Origin of the sequence: Variovorax ginsengisoli, from assembly GCF_030486595.1 — a bacterium.
Taxonomy (GTDB): Bacteria; Pseudomonadota; Gammaproteobacteria; order Burkholderiales; family Burkholderiaceae_C; genus Variovorax; species Variovorax ginsengisoli_B.
This window is the reverse complement of record NZ_JAUJZH010000019.1, coordinates 56,448-81,084: the sequence shown is the minus strand read 5'-3', so window position 1 is coordinate 81,084 and position 24,637 is coordinate 56,448. Positions and strand designations below refer to the sequence as shown.

At 60.8% G+C, this 24,637-nt stretch carries 26 protein-coding genes and 4 pseudogenes; 18 read left to right on the top strand and 12 right to left on the bottom strand.

The genetic code is table 11. The features are described 5' to 3' along the window. Positions 1-23: 23 nt before the first annotated feature. From QZH52_RS23990 to QZH52_RS23970, 5 genes are all read right to left on the bottom strand, one after another. Complete coding sequence (locus QZH52_RS23990; RefSeq protein ID WP_286539715.1) at positions 24-884, bottom strand: fumarylacetoacetate hydrolase family protein; 861 nt, start codon at positions 882-884, stop codon at positions 24-26. Between the two features lie 54 nt (positions 885-938). Further along, positions 939-1,703, bottom strand: a complete 765-nt coding sequence (locus QZH52_RS23985; RefSeq protein WP_286647978.1) for a 2-keto-4-pentenoate hydratase — start codon at positions 1,701-1,703, stop codon at positions 939-941. A gap of 113 nt (positions 1,704-1,816) precedes the next feature. Continuing rightward, positions 1,817-3,046 (bottom strand): CaiB/BaiF CoA transferase family protein, encoded by a 1,230-nt coding sequence (locus QZH52_RS23980; protein ID WP_301812998.1) that lies wholly within the window; start codon positions 3,044-3,046, stop codon positions 1,817-1,819. A 2-nt stretch (positions 3,047-3,048) separates the two neighbouring features. Beyond that, positions 3,049-3,831, bottom strand: a complete 783-nt coding sequence (locus QZH52_RS23975) for an enoyl-CoA hydratase/isomerase family protein (protein ID WP_286539719.1) — start codon at positions 3,829-3,831, stop codon at positions 3,049-3,051. Positions 3,832-3,947: 116 nt separating this feature from the next. After that, entirely contained in the window at positions 3,948-4,961 is a 1,014-nt protein-coding gene (locus QZH52_RS23970; protein WP_286647980.1) for a tripartite tricarboxylate transporter substrate binding protein, read from the bottom strand. 270 nt (positions 4,962-5,231) lie between these two features. Here QZH52_RS23970 and QZH52_RS23965 point away from each other — a divergent pair. The 4 genes and pseudogenes from QZH52_RS23965 to QZH52_RS23950 all read left to right on the top strand — a co-directional run. After that, positions 5,232-5,632: pseudogene (locus QZH52_RS23965) on the top strand (integrase core domain-containing protein); the annotation flags it as partial. 215 nt (positions 5,633-5,847) lie between these two features. Next, complete coding sequence (locus QZH52_RS23960; protein WP_286539725.1) at positions 5,848-6,300, top strand: cupin domain-containing protein; 453 nt, start codon at positions 5,848-5,850, stop codon at positions 6,298-6,300. Positions 6,301-6,338: 38 nt separating this feature from the next. Further along, positions 6,339-6,734 (top strand): VOC family protein, encoded by a 396-nt coding sequence (locus QZH52_RS23955; protein ID WP_286539728.1) that lies wholly within the window; start codon positions 6,339-6,341, stop codon positions 6,732-6,734. 82 nt (positions 6,735-6,816) lie between these two features. Beyond that, positions 6,817-7,794, top strand: a complete 978-nt coding sequence (locus QZH52_RS23950) for a helix-turn-helix domain-containing protein (RefSeq protein WP_286539731.1) — start codon at positions 6,817-6,819, stop codon at positions 7,792-7,794. A 248-nt stretch (positions 7,795-8,042) separates the two neighbouring features. Here QZH52_RS23950 and QZH52_RS23945 read toward each other — a convergent pair whose 3' ends face one another. The 5 genes and pseudogenes from QZH52_RS23945 to QZH52_RS23925 all read right to left on the bottom strand — a co-directional run bounded on the left by QZH52_RS23945 (position 8,043) and on the right by QZH52_RS23925 (position 11,661). After that, positions 8,043-8,474: a nuclear transport factor 2-like protein gene (locus QZH52_RS23945; RefSeq protein WP_301812997.1), complete on the bottom strand. Its 432-nt coding sequence runs from the start codon at positions 8,472-8,474 to the stop codon at positions 8,043-8,045. 568 nt (positions 8,475-9,042) lie between these two features. After that, a complete protein-coding gene (locus QZH52_RS23940; RefSeq protein WP_286621150.1) occupies positions 9,043-10,047 on the bottom strand; it encodes an aldo/keto reductase in 1,005 nt (334 codons plus the stop codon). Then, positions 10,044-10,235: a hotdog family protein gene (locus QZH52_RS23935; RefSeq protein WP_286541502.1), complete on the bottom strand. Its 192-nt coding sequence runs from the start codon at positions 10,233-10,235 to the stop codon at positions 10,044-10,046. Before QZH52_RS23935 ends, QZH52_RS23940 begins: the two co-directional genes overlap by 4 nt. Positions 10,236-10,389: 154 nt before the next feature. Then, positions 10,390-11,114: pseudogene (locus QZH52_RS23930) on the bottom strand (thiolase family protein); the annotation flags it as partial. After that, positions 11,101-11,661, bottom strand: a complete 561-nt coding sequence (locus QZH52_RS23925; protein WP_301812996.1) for a PaaI family thioesterase — start codon at positions 11,659-11,661, stop codon at positions 11,101-11,103. The gene QZH52_RS23925 and the pseudogene QZH52_RS23930, both read right to left, overlap by 14 nt. 60 nt (positions 11,662-11,721) lie before the next feature. Here QZH52_RS23925 and QZH52_RS23920 point away from each other — a divergent pair, with 60 nt between their 5' ends. The 4 genes and pseudogenes from QZH52_RS23920 to QZH52_RS23905 form a co-directional block, all read left to right on the top strand. Then, positions 11,722-12,225: a MarR family winged helix-turn-helix transcriptional regulator gene (locus QZH52_RS23920; RefSeq protein WP_301812995.1), complete on the top strand. Its 504-nt coding sequence runs from the start codon at positions 11,722-11,724 to the stop codon at positions 12,223-12,225. Positions 12,226-12,290: 65 nt separating this feature from the next. Further along, positions 12,291-13,031 carry a haloacid dehalogenase type II gene (locus QZH52_RS23915; protein WP_301812994.1) on the top strand — a complete coding sequence of 247 codons (741 nt, stop codon included), beginning with the start codon at positions 12,291-12,293 and terminating at the stop codon, positions 13,029-13,031. Between the two features lie 111 nt (positions 13,032-13,142). Then, a complete protein-coding gene (locus QZH52_RS23910; protein ID WP_366919317.1) occupies positions 13,143-13,454 on the top strand; it encodes a helix-turn-helix domain-containing protein in 312 nt (103 codons plus the stop codon). 21 nt (positions 13,455-13,475) lie between these two features. Beyond that, positions 13,476-13,739, top strand: a pseudogene (locus QZH52_RS23905) (dihydroxy-acid dehydratase); the annotation flags it as partial. Positions 13,740-13,799: 60 nt separating this feature from the next. Here QZH52_RS23905 and QZH52_RS23900 read toward each other — a convergent pair. Then, the gene (locus QZH52_RS23900) at positions 13,800-14,423 is read right to left on the bottom strand and encodes a TetR/AcrR family transcriptional regulator (RefSeq protein ID WP_301812993.1); all 624 of its coding nucleotides are present in this window, start codon (positions 14,421-14,423) and stop codon (positions 13,800-13,802) included. A gap of 132 nt (positions 14,424-14,555) precedes the next feature. Between QZH52_RS23900 and QZH52_RS23895 the strand changes: the two genes are divergently transcribed. From QZH52_RS23895 to QZH52_RS23870, 6 genes are all read left to right on the top strand, one after another. Continuing rightward, on the top strand, positions 14,556-15,401 hold the full coding sequence (locus tag QZH52_RS23895) for an alpha/beta fold hydrolase (RefSeq protein ID WP_286539748.1): 846 nt from the start codon (positions 14,556-14,558) through the stop codon (positions 15,399-15,401). A 98-nt stretch (positions 15,402-15,499) separates the two neighbouring features. After that, entirely contained in the window at positions 15,500-16,588 is a 1,089-nt protein-coding gene (locus QZH52_RS23890; RefSeq protein ID WP_301812992.1) for an alkene reductase, read from the top strand. Between the two features lie 62 nt (positions 16,589-16,650). After that, positions 16,651-17,439 carry an SDR family NAD(P)-dependent oxidoreductase gene (locus QZH52_RS23885; protein ID WP_286621151.1) on the top strand — a complete coding sequence of 263 codons (789 nt, stop codon included), beginning with the start codon at positions 16,651-16,653 and terminating at the stop codon, positions 17,437-17,439. 50 nt (positions 17,440-17,489) lie between these two features. After that, positions 17,490-18,452, top strand: a complete 963-nt coding sequence (locus QZH52_RS23880; protein WP_286539754.1) for an alpha/beta fold hydrolase — start codon at positions 17,490-17,492, stop codon at positions 18,450-18,452. Positions 18,453-18,629: 177 nt separating this feature from the next. Continuing rightward, positions 18,630-18,839, top strand: coding sequence for a hypothetical protein (locus QZH52_RS23875; RefSeq protein WP_286539755.1), 210 nt, complete (start codon positions 18,630-18,632; stop codon positions 18,837-18,839). Positions 18,840-19,967: 1,128 nt separating this feature from the next. After that, the gene (locus tag QZH52_RS23870; RefSeq protein ID WP_076196726.1) at positions 19,968-20,639 is read left to right on the top strand and encodes a GntR family transcriptional regulator; all 672 of its coding nucleotides are present in this window, start codon (positions 19,968-19,970) and stop codon (positions 20,637-20,639) included. Between the two features lie 117 nt (positions 20,640-20,756). On the opposite strand, the gene QZH52_RS23865 is transcribed toward QZH52_RS23870, so the two are convergent. Continuing rightward, the gene (locus QZH52_RS23865) at positions 20,757-21,059 is read right to left on the bottom strand and encodes a hypothetical protein (protein WP_301813104.1); all 303 of its coding nucleotides are present in this window, start codon (positions 21,057-21,059) and stop codon (positions 20,757-20,759) included. 177 nt (positions 21,060-21,236) lie between these two features. Here QZH52_RS23865 and QZH52_RS23860 point away from each other — a divergent pair, with 177 nt between their 5' ends. From QZH52_RS23860 to QZH52_RS23845, 4 genes and pseudogenes are all read left to right on the top strand, one after another. Then, positions 21,237-21,836: a TetR/AcrR family transcriptional regulator gene (locus QZH52_RS23860; RefSeq protein WP_076196730.1), complete on the top strand. Its 600-nt coding sequence runs from the start codon at positions 21,237-21,239 to the stop codon at positions 21,834-21,836. A gap of 89 nt (positions 21,837-21,925) precedes the next feature. Continuing rightward, positions 21,926-22,738: an oxidoreductase gene (locus tag QZH52_RS23855; RefSeq protein ID WP_286619662.1), complete on the top strand. Its 813-nt coding sequence runs from the start codon at positions 21,926-21,928 to the stop codon at positions 22,736-22,738. Positions 22,739-22,803: 65 nt separating this feature from the next. Continuing rightward, entirely contained in the window at positions 22,804-23,805 is a 1,002-nt protein-coding gene (locus QZH52_RS23850) for an NADP-dependent oxidoreductase (RefSeq protein ID WP_301812990.1), read from the top strand. Between the two features lie 34 nt (positions 23,806-23,839). Next, positions 23,840-24,530: pseudogene (locus QZH52_RS23845) on the top strand (SDR family oxidoreductase); the annotation flags it as partial. Positions 24,531-24,637: the final 107 nt, after the last annotated feature.

Genomic DNA, 24,637 nt, shown 5'->3' with positions numbered 1-24,637 from the left:
TCTTATCGGTCAGCGTCATTCCTTTAACCCGCAGCGACAATCGGATTTCGAAGAGTTCCTAGCCCGCTTGCACTGATCTCGCAAACATCGCCAGGGACCATCCACAGCGGCGGCTTGCGTGCAGCGCCCACGCCAGCTGGCGTTCCTGTGACGACAACATCACCTGGGCGCAAAGTCATAACCGCACTCAATTCGGCGATCAGCGTAGGAATATCGAAAATCAGATCGTCCGTGTTTCCGTCTTGCACCAGATTGCCATTTAGGCGAGTTTGCAGCGACAGTCCCTTTGCACCTTCGGGCAACTCGTCAGCTGTCACGAGATACGGGCCAAACGCACCTGTTTTGTCGAAATTTTTGCCGATAGTCCATTGTGGCGTCCGGGTTTGATAGTCACGCAATGACGCGTCATTGAACAATGAATAACCAAAAACATGTTTGAGCGCTGTCGATTTTGAAATGTTTCGCCCGCCGATTCCAATCACAAACGCAATTTCACCCTCGTAGTCAAGCTGCTCTGACGTCTGAGGCCTTTCAATCGGATCTCCATGGCCGATCAAACTTGAATTGAAACGAGAGAATACAGTCGGATAAGCTGGCGGCACAAATCCACTTTCAGCCGAGTGATCCACATAATTCAGACCAATACAAATGATTTTTTCTGGCGAGAGCAGCGGCGGTCTAAGCGAAACCTGCGCCAAATCAACATCTTCGCCAAGTGAAAGAGTGCGCGTCAATTTTCGGATGGCGTTCGGGCCACCTTCCAGCGCGGTCTGCAGATCGCCAGCGATGCCCAATTTATCTAAGAAAAGTCCTTTAAAGTCCATTCCATCAAGGGCTACGGCCAAGCCATCGCGACCGTGCTCTGAGAAGCGCGCAATCTTCATATTAATTCCAATTTCGTAAGTATTTAAAACAATTCACCCGTGGGAAAATTTAATCTAATTAACCACATTAACGTCCACAACACCGAGCCCGGAGAACTCGGCTCGAATGTGATCTCCCGATGAAACAGGAAGCTGACGCAGAAATGAACCAGTCATGACGACCATGCCTTCAGTAAGCTGACGCTGGTATTTCTCCAGCCGCTGCTTTAGCCACAAGATCGAATTCAGCGGATTTCCCAACACAACCTCACCGGGAGCGGAGTCAATCAGTGATGTGTTTTTGAACAACGTACAAACGACTTGCCTGTAGTCTCTATCGATTTGATGCCTGACGGGCTGGCCTAGAACGATTCCCGTGTGTTCCGCGTTGTCAGCAAAAGCCACGCCCATATCGAGAACCGTTACACGCTTCTCGATGTATTCGAATGCTGGGTATACAAAATCAACAGACTCAGCCATGTCTTCAAGCGTACGGGCAGATTTGATATTTTTGTTGAGCAGAAATGCCAGCTCGCATTCAATGTGCGGCTGAATAAGCTGGCTCGAAGCTAAGGCAGCCCCAGACCAAAGCACTTTATTTTCATAAATCGATCCGAATCCAGGCTCGGAAACTCCGAGTTGTTGCTGAACAGCCTTGTTGGTTGCTGCAACCTTCCAACCAAATCGGCGAATTCCGTGGGCTTCATAGCGATCTCCCACTTGAATCTGAATAAGACTGCCTTCATCAACAGAAAGTTGGCCAGCCCATTGCATAGGCGTAGGCGTTCGTTCCCAAGCGGATCTCCAGAAAGATTCAAGTACTTCGTGCTTTTCAGTCATGATGCTGGATCCTGTAAAAAATCTGACAGAGCTATCTGGTTATGTGACGCGGCATGTACGATGCCGTTGCTTGGAGTCAGTACTCTCGGCTGGGCCGCGGCATTCAAGAATTCTCAATTTATTTGCGAGAGGTTTTCTGAGTCGATGAGTAGTGCGCCAGCATCAAAGAGCGAATTAACATGCTCCTCTGACACTCCGATACTCGAAAGTACCTCTCGGTTGTGCTCGCCTCGGAATGCAGGCGATCCAGGAGGCGTTAGTTCATCCTTGGAAAACCGCCACGGACGACCGGGCAATATGTACTCTCCGCCGCGGCGGTTCGGCACACGCTCTACTGCGCGCCAATGTTCAGCCCACACTGAGGTAGTCAAGGCAGACGCCGTACGGATCACACCCATCGCGATTTTCGCTTCGTCCAATTGGCAATCGAGAGCTGCAATGCCCTGAAATGTGTAGAACCATGTCTGCACTATCCGATGCAAGTCGGCCACATTCTGTTTTCGAGCGGTCGCCGTTGCAAAGCGCACGTCAGACGCTAGGTCAGGTCGACGCATCGCTTTAAGAAAGAATGGAAACGTAAGAGAGCCAACCAAGCTCGCACTCAACACGATCTGCTCACCGTTCGGTCCTTCAAAGAAAGGACAATCCGCCGCGCCGAGAATGGGTGGTTCGTCGTTAAGTTCCTCCGGATTCAGATCGAAATGTGCACGCTCACTCATTGCGAGCATCGTGGCAGCCATCGGAACATCGACGTGCTGACCAACACCGGTCAGGGACCGCCGGTTCAACGCCGCCAATGCGGCGATTGCGCCTTGCAAGCCGGTATACACATCAGCATGCGAGAGACTGTCGGTCATTGACCGCTCTAACGCTGCGCCGTAATGGTCCAGACTATTACGCGTAAATCCGGACTCTGCCTGAATTACAGGTGCGTATGCCATCCTGCTGGCCCAAGGTCCGAGTTGGCCATACCCGGAGATGGATACATAGATCAAGCGCGAATTGCGCGCTGCCAAGGTCTCATAATCCAATCCCAGAAACTTCATCGTTCCGGCGCGGAAATTCTCAACGACAACATCTGCTTCGTCACATAGCTTGAGGATGACGTCGAGTGCTCCCGGCACGTTGAGATCAATGCAGACGTTGCGCTTTCCAGCGTTCTGCTGCGCGTAGTATCCCGACATGCCCGAAGTCCTTGGGTAGGCGAACCGGGAAAGGTCTTGCCGTGGCGGTTCGACCTTGATCACATCGGCACCCAGATCCATCAAGGTTCGGGCACACAATGGGCCGGCGAGCACACGTGAAAAGTCAACGACTCTGATTCCACTTAGTGGGCCGCTCATGGCTAAACCCCCTCGTATTTGGTCGAGCCCAAGTCGCCTGCTTTGTACGCAGCAAGCCCGAGCACGAGGTCCTTGGAAGCCCAGATTGAGGCCTGAAGCTGCGTCATCGCCGCGTCTGCGGCGGCTACTCCCTGACTCACAGAAATGCGAATTAGTTGCTTTGATGCGGTGTGAGCGACAGTGGGGCCGGCAGCGATTTCGTTAGCAATGCTCAGCGTGGCCGACTGCAATCGGTCGTCTGGGACCACCAAGTTAAGCAAGTTCCATCGCTCCAGAGTAGAGGCGTCGTATCTGCGTCCAAGAATCGCCATCTCACTTGCGCGCAATGCACCGGCGCGTTGGGTAATCCGCTGGACTGCACCCATCAACGGATGCAAGCCGACGACCACTTCAACACATCCCAGCTTCGCCGACTCGGATGCAATGATGTAGTCGCAAGCGATTGCCAATTCCAATCCCCCCCCCACGCAGATGCCGTGCACGCTAGCGATTACTGGCAATCGACATGATTCGAATCGAGTGAGAAAGCCGGGAAGGTCATACGGATGTGCACGACCCGCGATAGCGGCGTTTCGCACTTCATTCAAATAGTCGACGTCCGCGCCTGCAGAGAAATTCTTGAGACCGCTGCGCAGAATGACCGCTCGTGACCCTGCGGACTCAGCTGCGGACAAACCATCCAGTACCGCGTCCAAAAATGCAATACTCATAAAATTGTGCGGGCGTGCTTCCATCGACAAAATGGAAACTGGGCCGTCAACACTATGCTTAATCAAATCATTCACAATTCCGCCTCTTTCTGTCATACGTTAGATACTTTGGGTCACATAAAATTTGGAGCCAGCCGCGGTGCACTCCGAGCTACAAAAATTTCTTTCGGCAAAGACCGCGCTTCTAGAGATCACTGCGGCTGCAATTTGAACTTGACCGCCATATCTGCGTACTGCTTGATAGCTGATGCGTAAAAGACATCAGCTTCTTTCAGCGACATACCGAATGGCTTGGCGGCACTATCTTTGGCAAATCTTTGGAATTCAGGCGTTTCAATCGCCTTGCGAATAGCGATGTTTAGCCTTTCGGCAACGCTCTCAGGCACATCCCGCTTCACCATAATCACACTCCAGGAGGCGTATTCAAACGTGCGATCACGCCCCTCCGCGAGAGTTGCTACATCGGGAATCTCTGCGTTGCGCTGCGATGCAGCTAGGCCGACTGGAATGATCCGGCCTTCTTTGATCATAGAAATGCTGTTGGCTGCAATAGGCAAAAAGGCTAAGTCGACATGGTTCCCGAGAAGATCCTGAATGATTGGCGCCCCTCCCTTATAGGGCACTCCTGTGATTTGCATTCCGGCGAACGAGGCAAAATCTTCACTGGCCAAATGCGATAGCGATCCAAGACCCTGGTGCGCGATGGATAGCCCCCCCTGCGCTGTTTTACTCATCTCAACTAAATCTTTGAGCTTTTTTCCTGCAAGCCCTGGCCGAGCTACAAGAATGAAGTCGCTGCGAGATAATGGGGTGATCAGCCTAAAGTCGCTCGCCTTGTATTGGGCGGACGACAACACAAGTGGCGCGAGAATCAGATCGTTCGCGTGGGCAAGCAGCGTGTATCCGTCCGACGACGCTCTCGCGACGTTCATGGCGCCAATAGCACCACCTACGCCCGGAAGGTTTTCAACTACGACGGGTTGACCAAGCGAACTTTGAAGCGCTGCGAGAATTTGCCTGACAACCCCGTCTACTCCACCTCCGGCCGGAAACGCCACCTTGACTACTATTGGCTTTGACGGATATTGCTCGCTACCAGCGCTGTATTGCGGCAGAGAGAAAGCCATTGCGATCAGACTGAATATGACCGCCTTCCAACATGCGGAAATTCTCTTGACCGAAGTGAGCGGATGATGGATTAACACTTTTGTCTCCTGGGCGTGTTGGATTGCGAGGCTTGACCCAAAGGGTCAAGCCGCCGGACCTCGACTAACGATCACCTTCCACTCATCCAGCGTCGGACAATGCTCGGTTGCGTCAGCCGTTTGTCGATATTACACAGAAAAATTTATTTTTTCAACAGGCTTGTGGGTGCGGCCATGAACTTCTGTTTTGCGAGGTCGCCGGCTCGCCATGTCAAACGCATGAGGGTGTGCGCAGCCAACGTGCACGACAAACACCCGCTGCCCGATCTGCTGGTTGTGAAGCCGTCGTACTCCAGGCCGCGCGTGAGCGATGACAACGCCTATGCCGAGTCGCGGTTTCGCACCGCCAAGTACCGCCCTGAGTTCCCTGCCAAGGGCTTTGGCGACCTGCACGCTGCTCGCCGCCTGGGCCAGGGCATTCGTGCGTTGGTACAGCGTCGAACATCGCCATCGCCATAGCGGCATTCGCTACGTCACGCCTGCACAGCGCCATGCTGGCCTTGATGCGGTGATCGCACGCGCTCTATACCCAGGCGCGCGAGCGCCATCCGGCGCACTCGGCGCGCAGCACGCGCAACTGGACGCCAGCGGGCGCGGTGACACTGAATCCGAAGCGTGACAACGTGGTCGCGGTCGACGTGGACCGCTTACCCCCCCGGTATTCGCGTTAACCCGGAGACCTTCAATCCGTGGAGTTCGCGCGCAGTCAAGCAGTACTTCCTGCAAGCCCCAGTCGTTCGCGCCCGCGCCGCCTATCGTTTGTGTGAGCGTGTTCCAAGACATGCCTTCGCGCAGTCCCAGGGCGCGCGTTTCGTCGGCTCGTCGTTGCGGGGGGCCGATGCCCGTGTAATCACTTGAAGCTCTTGCGAGCAAGGAGACAGAACAAATGGCCAAAATGAAAGCCAAGGAAGAGTACGTCCAGATAGACGACATGCCGTGGGCGCCTTTTCCCGACGCCTTTTCAAAGGGGGGCATCACCTGGAGGTTGCTTTACGTCTCGCCGGAGGCTGGCAGTTGGACGGCCGTGTTCGAGTGTCCGGAGGGCTCGTCCTTCAATGCGCACTTCCACACCGGGCCGGGCGAATATTTCCTCTACAAGGGCCGCATGGACGTGCGCGGGGGCAAGGCCGAAGGAGGCGATACGGCGCTGGCGCCGGGCTACGGCTTCGAGTCTTCCGGCGCGCGCCACGACAAGACCTACTTCCCCGTCCCGAGCGCGTTCTACATGACGTTTTCCGGGCCGCTCGCGTTCATCAACCCCGATGCAAGCGTGATTGCCAACATCGGCTGGGAAGAGGCGCAGGGCGCCTGGCAGGCGCACGTCGACGCGCATAGGTAGACGATCGAGTGCCTTGAATTCGGGCTCCGATTTCCCTCATGTCCAAGATCATCCACACCATGATCCGGGTAGCCGACCTGGATCGTTCAATGCGCTTCTACGCCGACCTGTTGGATCTATCCGAGTCCCATCGGCTGGACTTTCCGGATTTCGCGCTGGTTTACCTGCGCAGCGGCGAGTGCGAATTCGAACTGGAGTTGACGCTGAACAAGGGCAGGGAGGAGCCCTACACCCACGGCAGCGGCTACGGGCACATCGCCGCCGTGGTCGACGATGCGAACGCCGAAAGGGCGCGCCTATTGGGCATGGGTTATCAGCCCGGAGATGTGAAGGAATTCAAGCGCGGGGAGGAACTGCTCGCGCGCTTCTTCTTCATCCAGGACCCGGACGGGTACAAAATCGAAGTGCTAGAGCGCCACGGTCACTACCACTGAGTGCAAACCCCCTCGGCACCCGCGCTGCTCCCGGATATTCTGCATCGCGACCCATCGGGGTCACGTGCACAACGGAGACAACATGCAAGCAAACGCCAGCATGAAGAGCCCCTTGACGGTACAGCACTGGTCGACCGCCGGCATCCGCAGGTCCGAGGCCACTGACGCGTGGCAAGCCGCCCTCACGCAGAACTACGGCCATTGGCAGGTCACAGAATCGGTCGCCGACGGTTTCTCGGCGAGCATTCGGAGCCGCGACATCAACGGCCTGCGCGCGGTCGAGTGCGTGTGCGACCCCTGCTCGGGAAGCCGGCTGCCGCAATTTGTCGGCCGTGAGCCCGTCCCCTACATCGGCGTGCAGATTACCAAGGCTGGGCGCGAGAGATTCCATTTCGCGGGAGAGGACATCAGCCTGGGTGCGGGAGACCTGGTGATCTGGACGAGCGCGCAGCCAGCCGAATTCACGGTGATGGAACGTCTGCACAAGGTGTCGCTAGTACTGCCTTGGGCGGAGGTCAAGGAGCGACTTCCCCGTGGCACGGGATTCACCGGTACGGTGATCGACAGCCGCGTCGGAATCGGTGCGGTTCTCTATTCGCACATCGACAGCCTCGCACATCAACTGGAACTCTTCACCGAAGGCGACAATGCCGGCGTACGGCGTGCCACGCTGGAGTTGCTGACCGCGGCGATGTGCCATCGCGTCGAGGCGCCACAGCGCGGACTGTCATCGCGCTACCTGAAGCAACTGCAGGACTACATTCTCGCCCACCTGCAGGACGACCACCTGTCGCCGACCAGTATCGCGGCAGCCAACAACATGTCGCCGCGGTACGTACACATGCTCTTTGCTCAGATCGGCGTGAGCGCTTCAGTGTGGATCAGAACGCAACGACTAGAGCGATGCAGGGACGACCTTCGCAGCCGGACCTATCGGGACTGCAGCGTCGCGGAGATTGCTTATACCTGGGGATTCGCGGACCCTTCGCATTTCACGAGGATCTTCAAGCTGCAGTATGGCGTCGGGCCCCGGGAGTTTCGCGAGACGGCTCCGCGATAGCTCGTGCGGGCCCCTTTCAAGACACGGCTGGCACGCAACTCGCGGTTCCACCGCGACTCACGGCTACCTAGCTCCTCGCTCAACTAGGCTGAGCGACAACCCGCTCTCATCAGAGTGCGCGCATCAGGCGCAAGTAGGTCCGGCGTGGGCGCCGCAGCAGCAGATGGAAATCTCGCCCGACGCGCATGCATCGCTGTTTCACTGGAAAGACCGCTATCGATTCAGTCCTTCAAAAGTTCGAGCAAGACCTAGCCGGCAGTGAACGTCTGAGCCGCGATCTTGCCCTTGCGCACCACCAGGGTGTCAGTCGCGATATTCACGAAGGGCTTCGCCTCCCAAACAAGATAGGCCACGTCGCCGTCGATCGCCTGCGCATTGATCTTGAAGGCTTCCCAGAAGCCTGGCTTGACCGACTTCAGGAAACCGTCGAAGAAGCCTCGGATCTCCTCCTTGCCGTGATACTTTTTGTCATGCGTGAGGAGGACCGAAGAGTCGGAATAGTCTTGCATGATTTCGTCCAAGCCTTTGGCAAACGCACCAAGGTGATGTTTCAGCACAGTTTCGGTAGAGGCATAGGCTGCGGCAGCCTCGCCGGAAAGGATAGCCAGCGGGGCTGCGGCAAGCACCAGCGCGCCTTGATGGAATGCGCGCCGCGGTGATGATTGAATATGTAGGGGCATCGTTGTCTCCTTTCGGCTCAGGGCCGTGAACTTATGAACCGAAGAACGATACGCAGCGCAACCGGGATGGACTGCGTTCAAAGGGAAGTCGTGCTTGACTGGACGCGCAAAGAGCGGGTTTTCCCGAGCAAAGGTCGGTGCGCCTCCTGGGACGCAGTGAACTGCTTCGAGAGAGCGGCTTCACGCCGTTGAAGCCCTGCGCAGTTGCCCATGTGCATCAATCTGATTGTTGGGCTAGGCGCCGATCGGGGTCGGGATCGAGCACACGCATCTGCCGCAACTGCCATGGTCGATCGGGCGGGTCCGGACTCATGACGGACCAACGGACCAAGAGGCTCTGGACGACGCTGGTCGGAGCGGTGCAAGAGGTCTGCGTCGAGCACGCCCAGCAGCAAAGCCACGAACGAGGAGGCTCTAGCGGCTCGACGGACGGATGGTTGGGCGATACCAGGCGAGCACCAAGTTCTGCAAAAGCGAACGGCCACGCGATTGCACGTGGCCGTTCGTTGGCAGCGACCTCCAGGATGGATCGCCGACTATTGCTGCTATCTGCAGCGGCAGGCTCAGCTCAGGCGACGACTTCGGTGAGTTCTCCGGCCCAGGGAACCGGCGACCGTGACGGCGCCGATGGCACGAGGCTGCTTGCGGTATCAAGGCGATGGAGTTGTTCGGCCGAGAGGTCGACCGTCAGCGCACCGAGGTTGTCGATCAGTTGGGCAACCGAGCGCGGTCCGATGATCGGCACGGCCCCATGCGTGCCGGCCCAGGCAATAGCAACCTGGCCTGCGCTGACGCCCAACTCGCTTGCTACAGCCAGCACGGTGTCCAGAACCTGCGTGCGCTGCGCCGAGTTCTCCGGCTGGAAGACCCGGCCGCCAAAGCCTTCAGCCCGGCCCTTTTCTCCTTGCCGGTACTTGCCGGTCAACATGCCCCCGCCCAACGGTGACCAGGTCACCACGCCCAGGTCCAGGGCGCGCGCGGCCGGGAACAGGTCGGCCTCGGGCTCACGGCGCACCAGGCTGTGCTCGAACTGGGCCGCCGCAATGGGTACCGCGTGGGTCAGTTCAGCCAGGGTGACCGCACGGGCCAGGCGCCAGGCGGGGAAGTTCGACAAGCCTGCATAGAGGATCTTGCCCGTACGCGCCAGATCCTCGAAGCCGCGGACGATCTCCTCGATGGGCGTGACGCCATCGGGATGGTGCGCCCAGTAGATGTCGATCCTGTCGGTCTTGAGGCGCTTGAGGCTCGCCTCCACGGAAGCCACCAGTGCTTTGCGGCTGTTGCCGGTGACCAACCGGTTCGCGTTCGGCACGGCGCCGTTGGTGAACTTGGTGGCCAGCACAAAGTCCTCGCGCCGCCCCTGCAGCAGAGTGCCGAGCAGTTCTTCCGATTGGCCGAACTGGTAAACGTCTGCCGTGTCGATGAAGTTGCCGCCGGCCTCGGCATAGGCGTTGAAGACGGCCTCTGCGGCATCGGGGTCGGCACCATAACCCCAGCCCGTGCCGAAGTTGCCCGTGCCCAATGCGACTTGCGACACACGCAGGCCGGTTTTTCCAAAGACGGTGTATTTCATGCTTCGCTCCTTTGAGAAATATCGTGCTGCGGCTCACCCGACGATGCCGACCGGCGCGGAACCACCACATTGCCGACGGAAATCTGCACGACGCCCCCGTCCTGATTCAGGCTGTTCCTCCGCACCTTGACCAGCCCTTGCTCGGGCCTGGACTTGGACTGGCGAACTTCCAGCACCTTGCTTTCCACGTGCAACTAGTCGCCTGCCGGGCTCGACCCCGGCCACGCCCTGCGCGACGAGTCGCGCCCAAGGCTGGAGGCCGTGCTTCTCGGCAAAGCCGCGTTCCGCAACGATCACCGCAGCCGCGCCGCTATTGAGTCCAGACGCGTTGCCGGCGGTAATGCTGCCGTCCTTGCGGAAAGCGGGCTTGAGCTTGGCCAGCGTTTCGATGGTCGTGTCGGGGCGGTTGGCCTCGTCGCGGTCGAAGCGCACCGGCCCCTTGCGGCCGGCCAGTTCGATCGCAACGATTTCCTCGTCGAACTTGCCTGCCCCCTGTGCCGCGCTGAAACGCTGTTGCGAGCGCGCTGCCCAGCGGTCCTGATCTTCGCGGGTGATCCCGTACTGGCTGACCAGGTCTTCGGTATGCCAGCCCGAATGCTGTCCGCTGAAGGCATCGTTGAGACCGTCTCGCAGCAGGCTGCGAGCATGGCGGCGTCGCCCATGCGACTGCCCCAGCGCGCACCAAGCGAGAGATACGGGGCTTGATCCATGTTCTCCATGCCGCCAGCGATCGCCGCCTTGGCGTACCCGGCGGCCACCTCCAGCGCAGCGCTGGCGATGGCCTGCGCACCAGAACCGCAAACGCGGTTGACGGTCACTGCGGGCACCTGCAACGGGAGGCCGCCGCCAATGGCGGCTTGACGTGCAGGGTTCATCTTGGCCCCGGCCTGGATCACCTGACCCAGCACCACGGTATCGACAGCCTCAGAAGGCAGGCCGGCGCGCCGGAGGGTTTCGCGCACTACAGCCGCGCCCAGCGTGGTTGCAGGGGTGTCTTTCAACGCACCACCAAAGGTGCCGATCGGCGTGCGCAACGGCGCACAAAGAACGATTTCAGGCTTGCTCATCGGAACTCCCTGTCGTGAGAGCGGGTTGGTCGAAGATGAGGCAGGTCGTGGTTGCATGCGCATAGATCTTTCCGTCGGGGCCGACGATCCGACCTTCGGCCACGGCAACTTGCCGTCCGGCGTGGATCAACTTGCCTTCCGCACGCACCAGCGGCACTTGATCGTTGAGCGCGCGAAGCATGTTCACCTTGAGTTCCAGGGTGGTGAAGCCTTTGCCGGCGGGTAGCGTCGAATGCACGGCACACCCCACGGCAGAGTCCAGCAGCGTGGCGAACCAGCCGCCATGCACGGTGCCGAGCGGGTTGTAGAGGCTCCTTTGCGGTCGCCCCTGGAAGACGGCGACTCCGGGTTCGATGTGGATCGCCAGGATGTTGACCGTGTCGTTGATCGGCGGAGGGGGCAGCTCGCCCGAGAAGATTGCCTCGAACATCTCCATGCCCGAGCGGCCAAAGACCTTTCCCTTGGGCTCTGCGCCCGGAGCACTTTGGCGCGCGCGCACAAGCGCTTCGTCCGCTTCCCAGCGGGCTACTACGTCGTCGACTTCCATCCGGCACTCCTTTCGCTCGACACGATTGCACATACAAAGGTTGCATATACAATGTAGCACATGAAGAACGCCGCCAAGCCGCAAGGGTGTACGAACCTGAAGCTCCGCCAGCTCACTCGCATGGTGACGCGTCACTACGACTACCACGTCAGCGAGACGGGACTGAAGAACACGCAATACGCGCTGCTGTCACACGTCGTCAGGCTTGGGCCTATCCGTCCGGGCGAACTGGCCAAACGCATGCACATGGATGCTTCGACGTTGACGCGCAACATGCAGCCGCTGGTGGCGCATGGGTGGCTGCAGATCGGTGCGGGTAGCGATGCGCGCAGCCGCTTGGTGGAGGCCACAGAAGCGGGTCGAGCCAAGCAGACCGAGGGGCAACGGACCTGGAAGGCGGCGCAACTGGCGCTCAACGAGCGTCTGGGAATCGCGCGCGTCGCCGCGCTGCACGAGCTGCTGGACGCCTGCATCGAATGCCTCGATGACGATCCCCAAAGTTCCGCCGAAGACAACGCTGAATCAGTTGACAGCTGTAATCGCAGCAGGCGCTCCCGGAGATAACCCATTTCTATCTCCGGCATGGTGTGGCGCTGGCCTATCAAGAACACGGATCAAGGAGAAACTACATGAAGCTGCCAAAAGCGTTGGCGTTCGATGTCTTCGGCACAGTGGTCGATTGGCATCAGAGCATTGCTCGCGAAACCCGCTCGTTCGTTGCGAACCATTTACCAGGCGTCAGCGCTGAACGGTTTGCATTGGAGTGGCGGATGCTCTACCAACCGGCGATGCAGCGCTGCCGCAGTGGCGATAGGCCGTTCGTGCCACTGGATGAGCTTCACCATGAAATGTTGCTGGAGCTGCTTGAGCAATACAACTTGCCCGCGAGCCGATTTGAGCCGTCAACGCTCCATGGTCTTTCCAGCGCATGGCGTCGGCTCGATCCCTGGCCCGACGTTCCACTTGGCTTGAGCCGACTGCGAACTCACCTTCCCGTGGTCACACTGTCGAATGCCAATGTGTCACTCATGGTGGCGATGAACCGCTTCAATGGGTTGCAGTGGGATGCCATCCTCGGCGCAGAACTCGCCAAGGCTTATAAGCCCCAGCCGACGGCATACCTCGCCACCGCCGGTGCACTCGGACTCCCGCCCCAGGAGCTGTGCCTGGTGGCCTGCCACCATAGCGACCTGGCGGCGGCAAGGGCTTGTGGTTTGCAGACGGCGTATGTGGATCGTCCGCTGGAGTACGGCGGCGCGCCCGCTCCCGATGCGTCTTCCCAGCAAGCATGGGATTGGCAGGCGGAGAGCCTGATCGATTTAGCCGACCAATTCGAACGTGCCGCCGCGAAAATTCACGATGGTGGATAGTATGCATACCGTTCTCAGTTACTCCGATGCCCCGGAGGTGCCGAGCTGAGTTCTGGCCCCGCGAGTCCTTCGGAGGCTGGGTAGCTATTCGACCGGGCTATTTCGCGCCTGATGGCTGCACAGTTTCGGGCGATGGCGCAAAACTACGAATGCGCCAGTTTGGACAGCCTTCCGGTACGTGTGGCGAGGCAGCTCTTGCTTTCCGGAACCATGCAACTGCGCACCGCAGAGCAAGACGATCCGGATCAGTCGCAGATACAGATGTCGCAGTCAGACCTGGCGGCGATGGTTGGCGCTTCGCGACAATCGGTGAATCGGGTTCTCCAGCAGCTGCGCGAGAAACACGTCATCGAAATCAGCTACCTGCCCAAGTACGCCGGCAATCTGGACATCATGGCTGCGGCGGCGAGCCGAACGGCCTAGGGCACCGTGGGTACTGCATTCGGCCCCGAGGCCGCTGCCGGCGGCCCTCTCGCGGCCGTTCGTGATGGGGACCTCATCGAGCTGAGCGTGCCGCAGCGCCTGCTGCGCCTGCATGTCAGCGCCGAAGAGCTGGTCGCACGTCTCACCAAGTGGAAGGCGCCCACAGCGCCGCTGGAGAGCGGCTACTGGCGCCTGCATGTCGACCACGTCTTGCAAGCAGATGAGGGCTGCGACCTGGACTTCCTCGTTGGTCCACGAGGCGCATTTGTCCCGAGAAACAATCACCGAACACTGCGGATGGGCGCTCGCAGGCCGGCGACCGCCCCTCCGCTCAAGGCCCGGAAATCAACTCGCGCTGCGCTCTCGCGCTGATGAGCGCGTTTTCGCAGACGGGCTCCCAGGCAGGTCCACCGACGCGAGGATCGCATCGCGGCACACCGTCAGGATCTCGTCGGCCAGCGGCGAATCGTCCGGGCAGGCGCGCGACAGGACGATGGCGCCCACCACGTGGGTCAGGATGCCGAGCGACCGGGCTCGCGCCTGTTCCGGATCTGCACCATCCAATGCAGTGCCCGCGCGGCTCAGCTCAGCCAGCAGGCTCTCGATGCCAGCCAAGAACGTCGACCGGACCGCTTCGGGCTGACGGGCGGCGTCCCCGCCCAGCGCAGCCATCGTGCAACCGCTGGCGCGGGCGTCGCGATGCTCGCGCGAGACGTAGGCGCGCACGAAATCCGGGGTGTCTACTCCCGCGGTCAGCGCCGCTGTCTGCGCGATGCCGCACGCTGCGGATTCCGCCATCAGATCGGCCTTGGAGCCGAAGTGCTTGTAGAAGCCGCCGTGGGTGAAGCCCGCAGCGGCCATCAGGTCGGCAACGCCCACGCCGTCGTAGCCACGCTCGCGGAAGAGCGCCGACGCTGTTTCGACGATGTGCGCCCGGTTCGCCTGCGCTTGTGCCTTGGTGACCTTCATATCGGAGTTGAGTTGATTTTTCGCTGTGCCAGGAGGTCTCACTATACATTGATGTCGTTCATCATCAAACCCCTTGACAAGTTAGATTATGACCGTCATCATTGATGGATCTCACTTGAAAGGACCCTGATCATGAGCAACACGCACCTGACCGCACCCACCCAGTTCGTCGAGGTCGATGGCGACAAGTTCGCCTACCGCCGCTGGGGCAACGCCTCGAGTTCGCAGCCGCCGCTGTTCTTCGTGCAGCACTTCCGCGGTGGCATGGATCACTGGGACCCGCTGCTGACCGATGGTCTCGCCACTGGCCGCGAGGTCATCCTCTTCAACGGCCGTGGCATTGCCTCGTCGAGCGGCACTCCGCGCAACCGCATCGAGGACATGGCCGACGACATTGCGCTGGTAATCCAGGCGCTGGGTCTGTCGCAGGTGGACCTGCTGGGCTTCTCGCTCGGGGGCTTCCAGGTGCAGGAGGTGACGCTGCGCCATCCGCAGCTCGTGCGCAAGCTGCTGCTGCTGGGCACCGGGCTGCGCGGCGGCGATCCGAACATGGAGCCCAAGGTGCTCGAAGTCGCGCCCCGACCGGTGCCCACGGTGGAGGACTTCCTCTACCTGTTCTTCGGGCGCTCCGAAGCCGCCAAGCAGGCTGGGCAGGCCTTCTGGAAGCGCCGCCACCAGCGTGTCGACCAGGACCCGCCCAGCTCCGCAGCGGTGGCCCAGGCGCAGGCCGAAGCACATGGCGCCTACCTGCCGCCGCTGGCTGGCGAGAACCCCTACGCCTACCTGAATGCCATCCAGCAGCCCACGCTGGTGCTCAACGGGGTCAAGGACGTGATGATCCCCACGATCAACTCCTGGCACCTGGCGCAGAACATCCCCAACGCCCAGCTCCTGGTCTACCCGGACGCCGGCCACGGCGCGCAGTTCCAGGACCCCGAGCGCTTCCTCAAGCACGCCATCCAGTTCCTGGCGGAGTGACGGTGCGCACGAGTACGTGCGCCACCAGCCATTGACTTCACTCGGCGGCCGCATCGCATCGGCCGCACGTCCATCCATTCAAGAGAACGTATACCGACATGAGCAAGAAAGCGCTCTTCGAGCCATACAAGCTGGGACCTCTGACCCTCGCCAATCGCATCGTCATGGCGCCGCTGACCCGCAACCGCGCCGGCGCCGGCTTGGTACCCAGCGAACTGGCCGCGACCTACTACGCCCAGCGCGCTTCGGCCGGCCTGATCATCACAGAGGCCACCCAGGTGTCGGCCCAGGCCCAGGGCTACCAGGACACCCCCGGCCTGTACACGCCCGAGCAGATCGCCGGCTGGCGCCAGGTCACGGACGCCGTGCACGCCCAGGGCGGGCGCATCTTCGTGCAGCTCTGGCACGTGGGCCGCGTGTCGCACGTCGATGTGCAGCCGGGCGGTGCCGCGCCGGTCGCGCCCTCGGCCATCCGCGCGGCGACCAAGACCTTCGCCAACAACGGCTTTGCCGACGTGTCCGAGCCCCGCGCCCTCGAATTGAACGAGCTGCCGGGCATCGTGAACGACTTCCGCCAGGCCGCTGCCAACGCCATCGCCGCCGGCTTCGACGGCGTGGAGGTCCACGGCGCCAATGGCTACCTGCTGGAGCAGTTCATCAAGGACGGGGCCAACCATCGCACCGACGCCTACGGCGGCTCGGTCGAGAACCGCGCCCGCCTGCTGCTGGAGGTCGTCGCCGCGGTGGCGAAGGAGATCGGTGCCGATCGCACCGGCGTGCGCATCTCCCCCGTATCGCCGGCCAACGGCATCTCCAGCAGCGACCCGCAGCCGCAGTACGGCTACATCGTCGAACAGCTCAGCACGCTGGGCATCGTCTACCTGCACGTGGTCGAAGGTGCGACGGGCGGCCCGCGCGACGTGGCGCCATTCAACTTCGCCGCGCTGCGCAGCAGCTTCAAGCAGACCTACCTCGCCAACAACGGCTACGACCTGGAATTCGCTGCCGCCCAGCTCGAATCGGGCAAGGCGGACCTGTTTGCCTTCGGTCGGCCGTTCATCAGCAACCCCGATCTTGTCGAACGATTGAAGAGCGGCGCGCCGCTGGCACAGCTCAACCCGTCCACGCTCTACGGCGGAGGCGCCGCGGGCTACACCGACTACCCCACGCTGGCCGAGGCCAGGTAAGCAAACAGGCGCCGGGCCCAACGCTGCGGCCCGGTGCCCTCTGATCTGCGGAGAACGTCCATATGACCACCCAATCCACCGCCCTCATTACGGGCGCTTCGACCGGCATCGGCGCCACCTACGCCGAGCGCTTCGCGCAGCGAGGCCACGACCTCGTGCTGGTCGCGCGCGACAAGGCACGCCTGGACGCGCTTGCGCAGCGCCTGCGCGACGAACACCAGGTTGCCGTGGACGTGCTGCAGGCCGACCTGACGAATCAGGCCGACCTGGCTACCGTCGAAGCCCGCCTGCGTGACGACGCCCGTATCGACATCCTGATCAACAACGCCGGCATGGCCCAGTCGGGCGGCTTCGAGCAGCAGACGGCAGAGAGCATCGACCGTCTGATCGCGCTCAACATCACGTCGCTCACGCGGCTCGCGGCAGCAGCCGCGCCGCGCTTTGCGCAGGCAGGCGCTGGCTCGATCGTCAACCTCGGCTCCGTGGTCGGCTTCGCGCCCGAATTCGGCATGTCGATCTACGGTGCCACCAAGGCGTTCGTGCTGTTCCTGTCGCAGGGGCTGAGCTTGGAACTGGCCCCCAAGGGGGTCTACGTGCAAGCCGTGTTGCCAGCGGCCACCCGCACCGAAATCTGGGAGCGCGCCGGGATCGACGTCAACACGCTGACCGAGGTAATGGACGTCGGCGAACTGGTCGATGCGGCACTGGTCGGTTTCGACCGCCGCGAACTGGTCACGATCCCTCCGCTGCACGTGGCCGAGCGCTGGACTGCGTTGGACTGCGCGCGTCAGGGACTGTTGGCGGACATCCGGCAGGCGCACGCTGCCGACCGCTATCGACAGCAAGCCTGATTGCCCCCTCAGTTCTTCATCACTCCATCACTCTTTCCATCGGAGACACCATGCTTTACCTGTCCCGAGTCGGCCTGTGCCTGCTCGCTCTCTCTGCCACGCTGCTGTCGGCCTGCGCCACGGCCGACAAGCCGCCTGTGGCCGCAGCCACATCTGCCAAGGTCGCCACGACGCAGGGCCTCACATGGAACAGCGTGCCAACGCAGGCCCTCTCTGCGGGCGGCGTTGACTTCGCGTACCGCGAGCTGGGCCAGAAGAACGCCGGCACGCCGGTGATCTTGCTCACCCATCTGGCCGCCGTTCTGGACAACTGGGACCCCCGTGTGGTGGATGGCATCGCCGCGAAGCACTACGTGGTCGCGTTCGACAACCGCGGCATCGGCGCCTCCACCGGCTCGCCGGCTAACACCATCGAACAAATGGCGGACGACGCCATCACCTTCATCAAGGCCAAAGGCTTCAAGCAGGTGGACCTCTTCGGCTTCTCGATGGGCGGAATGATCGCCCAGGAGATCGTGCTGAAAGAGCCGCAGCTCGTGCGCAAGCTGATCCTGACGGGCACCGGCCCCGCGGGCGGTCCAGGCATCAGCACCGTGGCAGGCGTGGCGAACTACGACCTGCTGCGCGCGACCTTCACCGGCCAAGACCCGAAGCAGTACCTCTTCTTCACCCGCACGCCGGATGGGATCGAGGCCGGCAAGACTTTCCTGAAGCGCCTGCAGGAGCGCACCGTGAACCGCGATAAGGACATCGCCGCGGGGGCGTATCTGGCGCAGTTGCAGGCGCTCAGCGCATGGGGACAGAAGCGGCCCGCTGACCTTTCGGTGATCAAGCAGCCGGCCCTTGTGGCCAATGGCGACGACGACCGGATGGTGCCGACCAGCAATACCTACGACCTAGCCAAGCGCCTGCCCAACAGCGAGCTGATCGTCTACCCCGATGCAGGTCACGGAGGCATCTTCCAGTACCACGAGGACTTCGTGCCCAAGGCACTGGCCTTCCTGGCCAAGTGATGCGTGACCTAGCTGCTAACGCGAGGCCTGCATCTCAACCCTCCCATTCAAGGACAACCCGATGTCTCATACACATCTGACCGCATCCTCGCATGGCTCTGGAAGTTACTGAGCAATCCTGTCCGGGCGCTGCGCGCACATTTCCCGCCGGGCTTTGCCAGTCAGACGATGCTTTTCGTGGTGATGCCCACCGTAGATGTGCACGTAAATCTGCGGCTCAAGCGCCGCTGGTACTGGCCTTTCGGCAAGCTGCTAAGCACTGAGGGCAATCACATCCCGGCATTCATTCCGAATGCCAATTCATTCATCGAGAACGGGGCCAAGGCGCTGGGCGGTATAGCGGCATTCGTTACGTCATGCCTGCACAGCCATGCCTTGATGCGGTGATCGCACGCGTTCTACACCCAGGACGCCCAGGCGCGCGAGCGCCATCCGGCGCACTGGGCGCGCAGCACGCGCAACTGGACGCCAGCGGGCGCGGTGACACTGAATCCGGAGCGTGACAGCGTGGTCGCGGCCGACGTGGACCGCTTACGTAAACAGCGCTTGGCTGCATGACTCAGGCGACAACTATCTTGACACGGGCAGGAGCCGCGAAGCCTGAGCTTCAAGCACAGGGGGCAACTGTGGGAGCAGTGGACTGCGCGGGGCCTGGCGGCAACCACCGCGGCCGACCCGCAGCTGCTCACGCTGATTGCCCAATGCAAGGTGGGTCACCCGAGAAGTGGCGCAGGCTTTCGCCCAAAATGGCAACCAAGTCGCCCTTTCCGTCGAATTGCTCGGGATTAGCGGCACCAAATGATGGTCACGCCGTCTCCGGCGCTTTGGAAACCAAGGCGTGAGTAAGCCGATGGGCACTCGAAAACCCTAAACCCGCTCTCGCCCGGGTAGAAACGATAGTTCAGCCCGATGCAAATCCGCCACACCTTCTGAAAGGTGACGGCGGCAGCCGTTTGAACTCGAAGCGCACATGACCCGAGGCAAACAGTTCGCGTGCCGAGCTACCCAAGCCGTGGAGGCGACTGGGTCCGAGGCGGCTCGGAAATCCTGAACTGTCCTCCTGTAGGACACGCGAATCTTCGGCTCCCATCGAGGCACCCAGTCCATACTGCGCGCCACTCTGAAGCCCGAAAAGTTCCACCTTACCGCCATTTGTACGACATTGTGATATAAAGTCGACAAACCTATAGAATATCCTATATTCCTTGAAAAGAGTGAGGCGATGCAGGGTCTTGGTGGTGAGCCTTTTGTGCGTTCACCCGCTCCCGGGATCTGACTTTGGCAGCCGGGCGCCTATGTCGGCTGGCCGCACATGATCATCCTGAAGCTGGCTTGGAGTGCGGATGCCATAAGGAACGACGTCGATGACGGTCACAGCCCCTTCCTGAGCACCATCTGAGGCCCTCTCGCGAGGGCGCCTCGCGAGACGACCAGTCGTCCAGAATGACGTCAGCTTTCTCCTGTGGGTCAGCATCGGCACGGCAGCACAATTTCTAATTCGGCGCAGACAAAGATATGGGTATCTCACCAAGCAACAGCAGCATCACTCATTCGATTTATCAGGTCTTGCGCGCCGATTTGCTTAAAGGTCGGTACGCACCCGACGTTAAGTTGAAGATCGCCGATCTTGGTGATGCGCTCTCCGTGAGCTCTGGGGTCATCCGAGAGGCCTTGTCGCGGCTATCCGCGGAGGGGCTAGTTGTCGCGGAGCCGCAGCGGGGCTTCCGCGTCGCGCCCGTATCTGCTAGCGAGTTCATTGATCTCGCAGGTGCGCGAGTCGAACTGGAAGGGATTTGTCTGCGAAAGGCGATCGAATTGGGCAATGTAGAGTGGGAGAGCAGAATCATGTCTGCGCTTCACCGCCTTAAGCGTTTGTCGATTCTCGGGCCAGCCGAGGCAGAAGATGTACTGGCGGTCACTGACGCGCATTCTGAATTTCATCGCGCGCTTATCGATGCTTGCGGCAGCGACTGGCTACTTCGGGCCCGCGACCTTCTTTTCACACACAGTGAGAGATATCGATGGCTATCGTTGCTGCATGCGAACCGTGAGCGTGATCTCAACAGTGAGCATGAAGAGTTAGCGAAAGCGGTTGTTGAACGAAGGCCGCAGCTCGCGTGCGAGCTACTAGGCACTCACCTCAATCGAACAGTAGACTATCTGCTCGGTACAGACTTTCTCAGATAGCGTACCAAGCACCCCGAAAGTTTGGGTTGCGCGTTTCCGTTGGCCACCCCGATTCGCAGCGGTGCGTGGAAGCGGGCATGTTCGAAGAGCGCTTGCGGGCAGATGAAGCGATGGAGTTCAGAAAAGCAAAGCTGTCTGTGTCCCGCACAACGAGACTTCCACCGAATGCCCAGCCGCGCGGCGACGGTCCAGGGCGTGGTCGCCTGTCGCCGTCACGATTCGCAGGCCCGCCGCATGCAGCACAGCCAACGCTTCGGGCGTGCCGGCCTTGACCGGATCAGACAGCCAGCCGGCGCTCGTCAGCGTGCCCGTCTTGCTCACGATGAGCGTGTCGACGCGGCGCAGGTTGTCGATGGCGGCGGCGTCGCGGAACGACGCGCCCTGCGTAGCGCCACGTCCCGTCGCCACCATGATCGACATCGCCAGTCGACACCGCATTGATGTTTCCGGAAATGAAGCACAACTCTCGGGTGAGCCTTTGGTATTCGGTCATGTCCTGACGTTAATTCGGCTTCCGTATTCGCTCGTCTCATTGCGATGCGTTGCCGCCTAACGGCATCGCCAAGAACGTCACAGCGCATGTTTCGCGAATCATGTATGATCATCGTCATGCGAAAGACGAACCACAACGTCAGAACTGCGGCTAAGGAAGCCTCGCACGAGCGCATCGTTTCCGCAGCTGCGCGGGCGATCCGTCGTAGCGGCTACGACGGCACCGGAGTCGCCGACATCATGAAGGAGGCCGGCCTGACCCATGGCGCCTTCTATGCTCATTTCACGTCGCGCGAAGCCATGCTCACCGAAGCAGCGAGTCGGGCGTGCGCTGAGTCAGCTGCCGTAGCGGCGGAGGTTGTCGCCAGCGTGCCTTCCGAGCAGGCTTTGCCATCCATGCTTCGCGTCTATCTCTCGCGCGAGCACCTGGAACAAGTTGAAATGGGGTGTCCCCTGGCCGCACTGGGCTCGGAGACGCCTCGCCAGGCACCCGAAGTACGCCGGGTGACCACCCGGCACGTCAAGGAAATGATCGATCTTGTCGCCCGTCAGTCGCCTGACTGGGGGCAGCCCGGTGCCCACGAACGGGCACTCGTGACCGTCGCCACTATGGTGGGCACATTGCTGCTGGCCCGTGCGGTCGACGAGCCTGCACTGTCGGACAGTCTGTGCGCGGCCGCATTGAAGCATCTACCCCCCACCTAAGCCAACTGAAACATGCAGCCTAGCTGCTCGCCAGAACATATGATGAACATCATTTCAATAGCACAATACGCAGTTCAAGGAGAAACATGATGAACATGGCAAACAAGGTTGCGCTCATTACAGGGGCCTCTTCAGGCATCGGTGAAGCGACTGCGCAGCGGCTTGCGAAGGCTGGCTACAAGGTTTACGGCACCAGCAGACGTGGAGATCAGGCGGGTCGACGATCGTTCGAGATGCTGCCCCTTGATGTGACCAAGGACGAGTCGGTCGAAGCTGCGGTCCAGAAGGTGATGCAGTTGGAAGGCCGCATCGACCTTCTCGTCAACAACGCAGGCTTCGGGGTTGCAGCAGCCGGCGCTGAAGAAAGTTCGATCGAGCAGGCTCAGTCGATCTTTGATACCAACTTTTTCGGGCTGGTGCGGATGACCCGGGCCGTTGTGCCGCATATGCGCAGCCAAAAGGGTGGGCGAATCATCAATATCGGCTCCGTGCTGGGTTTCCTACCCCTGCCCTATATGGCGCTGTACTCCGCCACCAAGCATGCGGTCGCGGGCTATTCGGAATCGCTCGACCATGAACTGCGCAAGCAGGGCATTCGCGTCTCGGTGGTCGAGCCTGCCTACATCAATACGCCTTTCGACGCGAACCTAATGCAACCTGATGCGCCCCTCGACGTGTATCGAGAGATTCGCGAGGGAGTGGCGAAACGCGTCAAGGAAGCGCTAGTGGGCGCGGACGGGCCCGATGTGGTCGCCGAAATCGTGTTGAAGGCGGCAACGGTGGCGCATCCAAAGATCCACTACACCCCGGGCCTTGCTAGCCGCATGCGGCTGCTGCGTAGATTTGCGCCCGCCAGGGTGTTAGATGCAGGGGTTCGAAAAGACCTTCGACTCGAAGCTTAGGCGGCTATCCGCGTGACCGTCTTGGACCCTCCGCAAACCTCGGCGCAAAAATACCAAGGAAAGACATGCAAGCTTTTGTTCTCGGTCGATATGGGAAAAAGCTCGCATGGCCCTTGGCAGACGTGCCGACACCGGAACTGCGCGACGACGAAGTCCTGGTGCAGGTCCACGCCGCTGGCGTAAACCTGCTGGACTCCAAGATCAGGGACGGAGAGTTCAAGCTCATACTGCCCTACCGTCTGCCTCTGATCCTCGGTCACGATGTGGCCGGGGTGGTGGTCAAAGTCGGCCCACGCGTGCGCCAGTTTAAGCTGGGTGATGAGGTCTATGCGCGGGCGGACGACTTCCGCATCGGTACGTTCGCCGAATTCGCCCCCGTCAAGGAAGCCTCGCTGGCGCTCAAGCCCAAGGGCCTCACGATGGAAGCCGCCGCCTCCATTCCTTTGGTGGCTTTGACGGCTTGGCAGGCACTGATCGAGAAGGCGCGCCTGAAGAAGGGGCAGAAGGTCTTCATCCAGGCTGGCTCCGGCGGCGTGGGCACCTTTGCCATTCAGCTGGCCAAGCATCTGGGCGCCACCGTGGCCACGACGACGAGCACGACCAATGTCGCTCTCGTGAAGAGTCTGGGCGCAGACGTCGTCATCGACTACAAGACGCAGGACTTCGAGGATGTCTTGCGGGACTACGACGTGGTCCTGAACAGCCAGGACAACAAGACGCTCGAAAAATCCCTTCGCGTGCTCAAGCGCGGCGGAAAGCTCATCTCCATCTCCGGACCGCCCGATCCCGAATTCGGCAAGGACATCGGGGCACCCGGCTTCGTGAAGCTGGTCATGCGGCTGCTGAGCTCGGGAATCAGGCGGAGGGCAAAGAGCCGTGGCGTTGGCTTCTCGTTCCTCTTCATGAAGCCGAACGGGAGCCAGCTGCGCGAGATCACCCGTCTCTTCGATGCTGGCGTTATCCGCCCCGTGATGGATCGGGTCTTCCCGTTCGAGTCGACCAACGAGGCCCTGGCCTATGTCGAAGCAGGTCGCGCCAAGGGCAAGGTCGTTATCAAGATCAAGTGAGCCTAGTTCTCCACCCCAGCTTTTGGGGACTCCCATCAAGATTGCAAACGCTATTGCCCTCGTCACGGGTCAACCGCGGTGTCGGCCTGGCCTTCGCGCGCGAGCTGCTCGCCCGCGGTGCCCCCAAGGTCTACGCCGGCGCACGCGACCCTGCGACCATCACCCAATCCGGTGTGGAGGCCCTGCACCTGGACGTCAACAAGCCGGAAGACGTGGCGGCCGCCGCAGCGCTGGCGTGCGTCCGATGTGACGCTGGTGATCAACAACGCCGGCATTGCGCAGCCGGGGAGCTTTCTCGCAGCCGATAGCGAAGACTTCGCACGGAGCATCTTCGAGACCAATTACTTCGCCGTGCGCATGAGCAATGCCTTCGCGCCAATTCTCAAGACCAACGGTGGCGGCGCGTTGCTCAACGTCCTGTCGGTCGCCTCGTGGGTGAACGACGGCGAGCTGCCGGCCTATTCGGCAAGCAAGTCCGCAGCCTGGTCGCTCACCAATGCCCTGCGCAATGAACTGGCGGCTCAGAAGGCGCAAGTGCTGGGGCTGCACATGGCGTACGTCGACACCGACTTCACGCGCGGGTTCGATGTCCCGAAGTCCAGTCCCGAGGAAATCTTCAGGCTCGTGCTCGACGAATCAAATCGGGCGTCGATGAGGTGCAGGCCGATGAACTCACCCAGCAGGTCAAGCACGGGATGAAGGCGGCAGGGCCCAGCTACCTTCCGCCGGTGCCGAGATGGGTCTGCGCATTGCGGGCGTCGAGCTCGCTGGCAACAGCGTGCAGGCAGCGATGGACTACTTCTCTTCCAACCGCAGCGGAATTCAGCGCTGA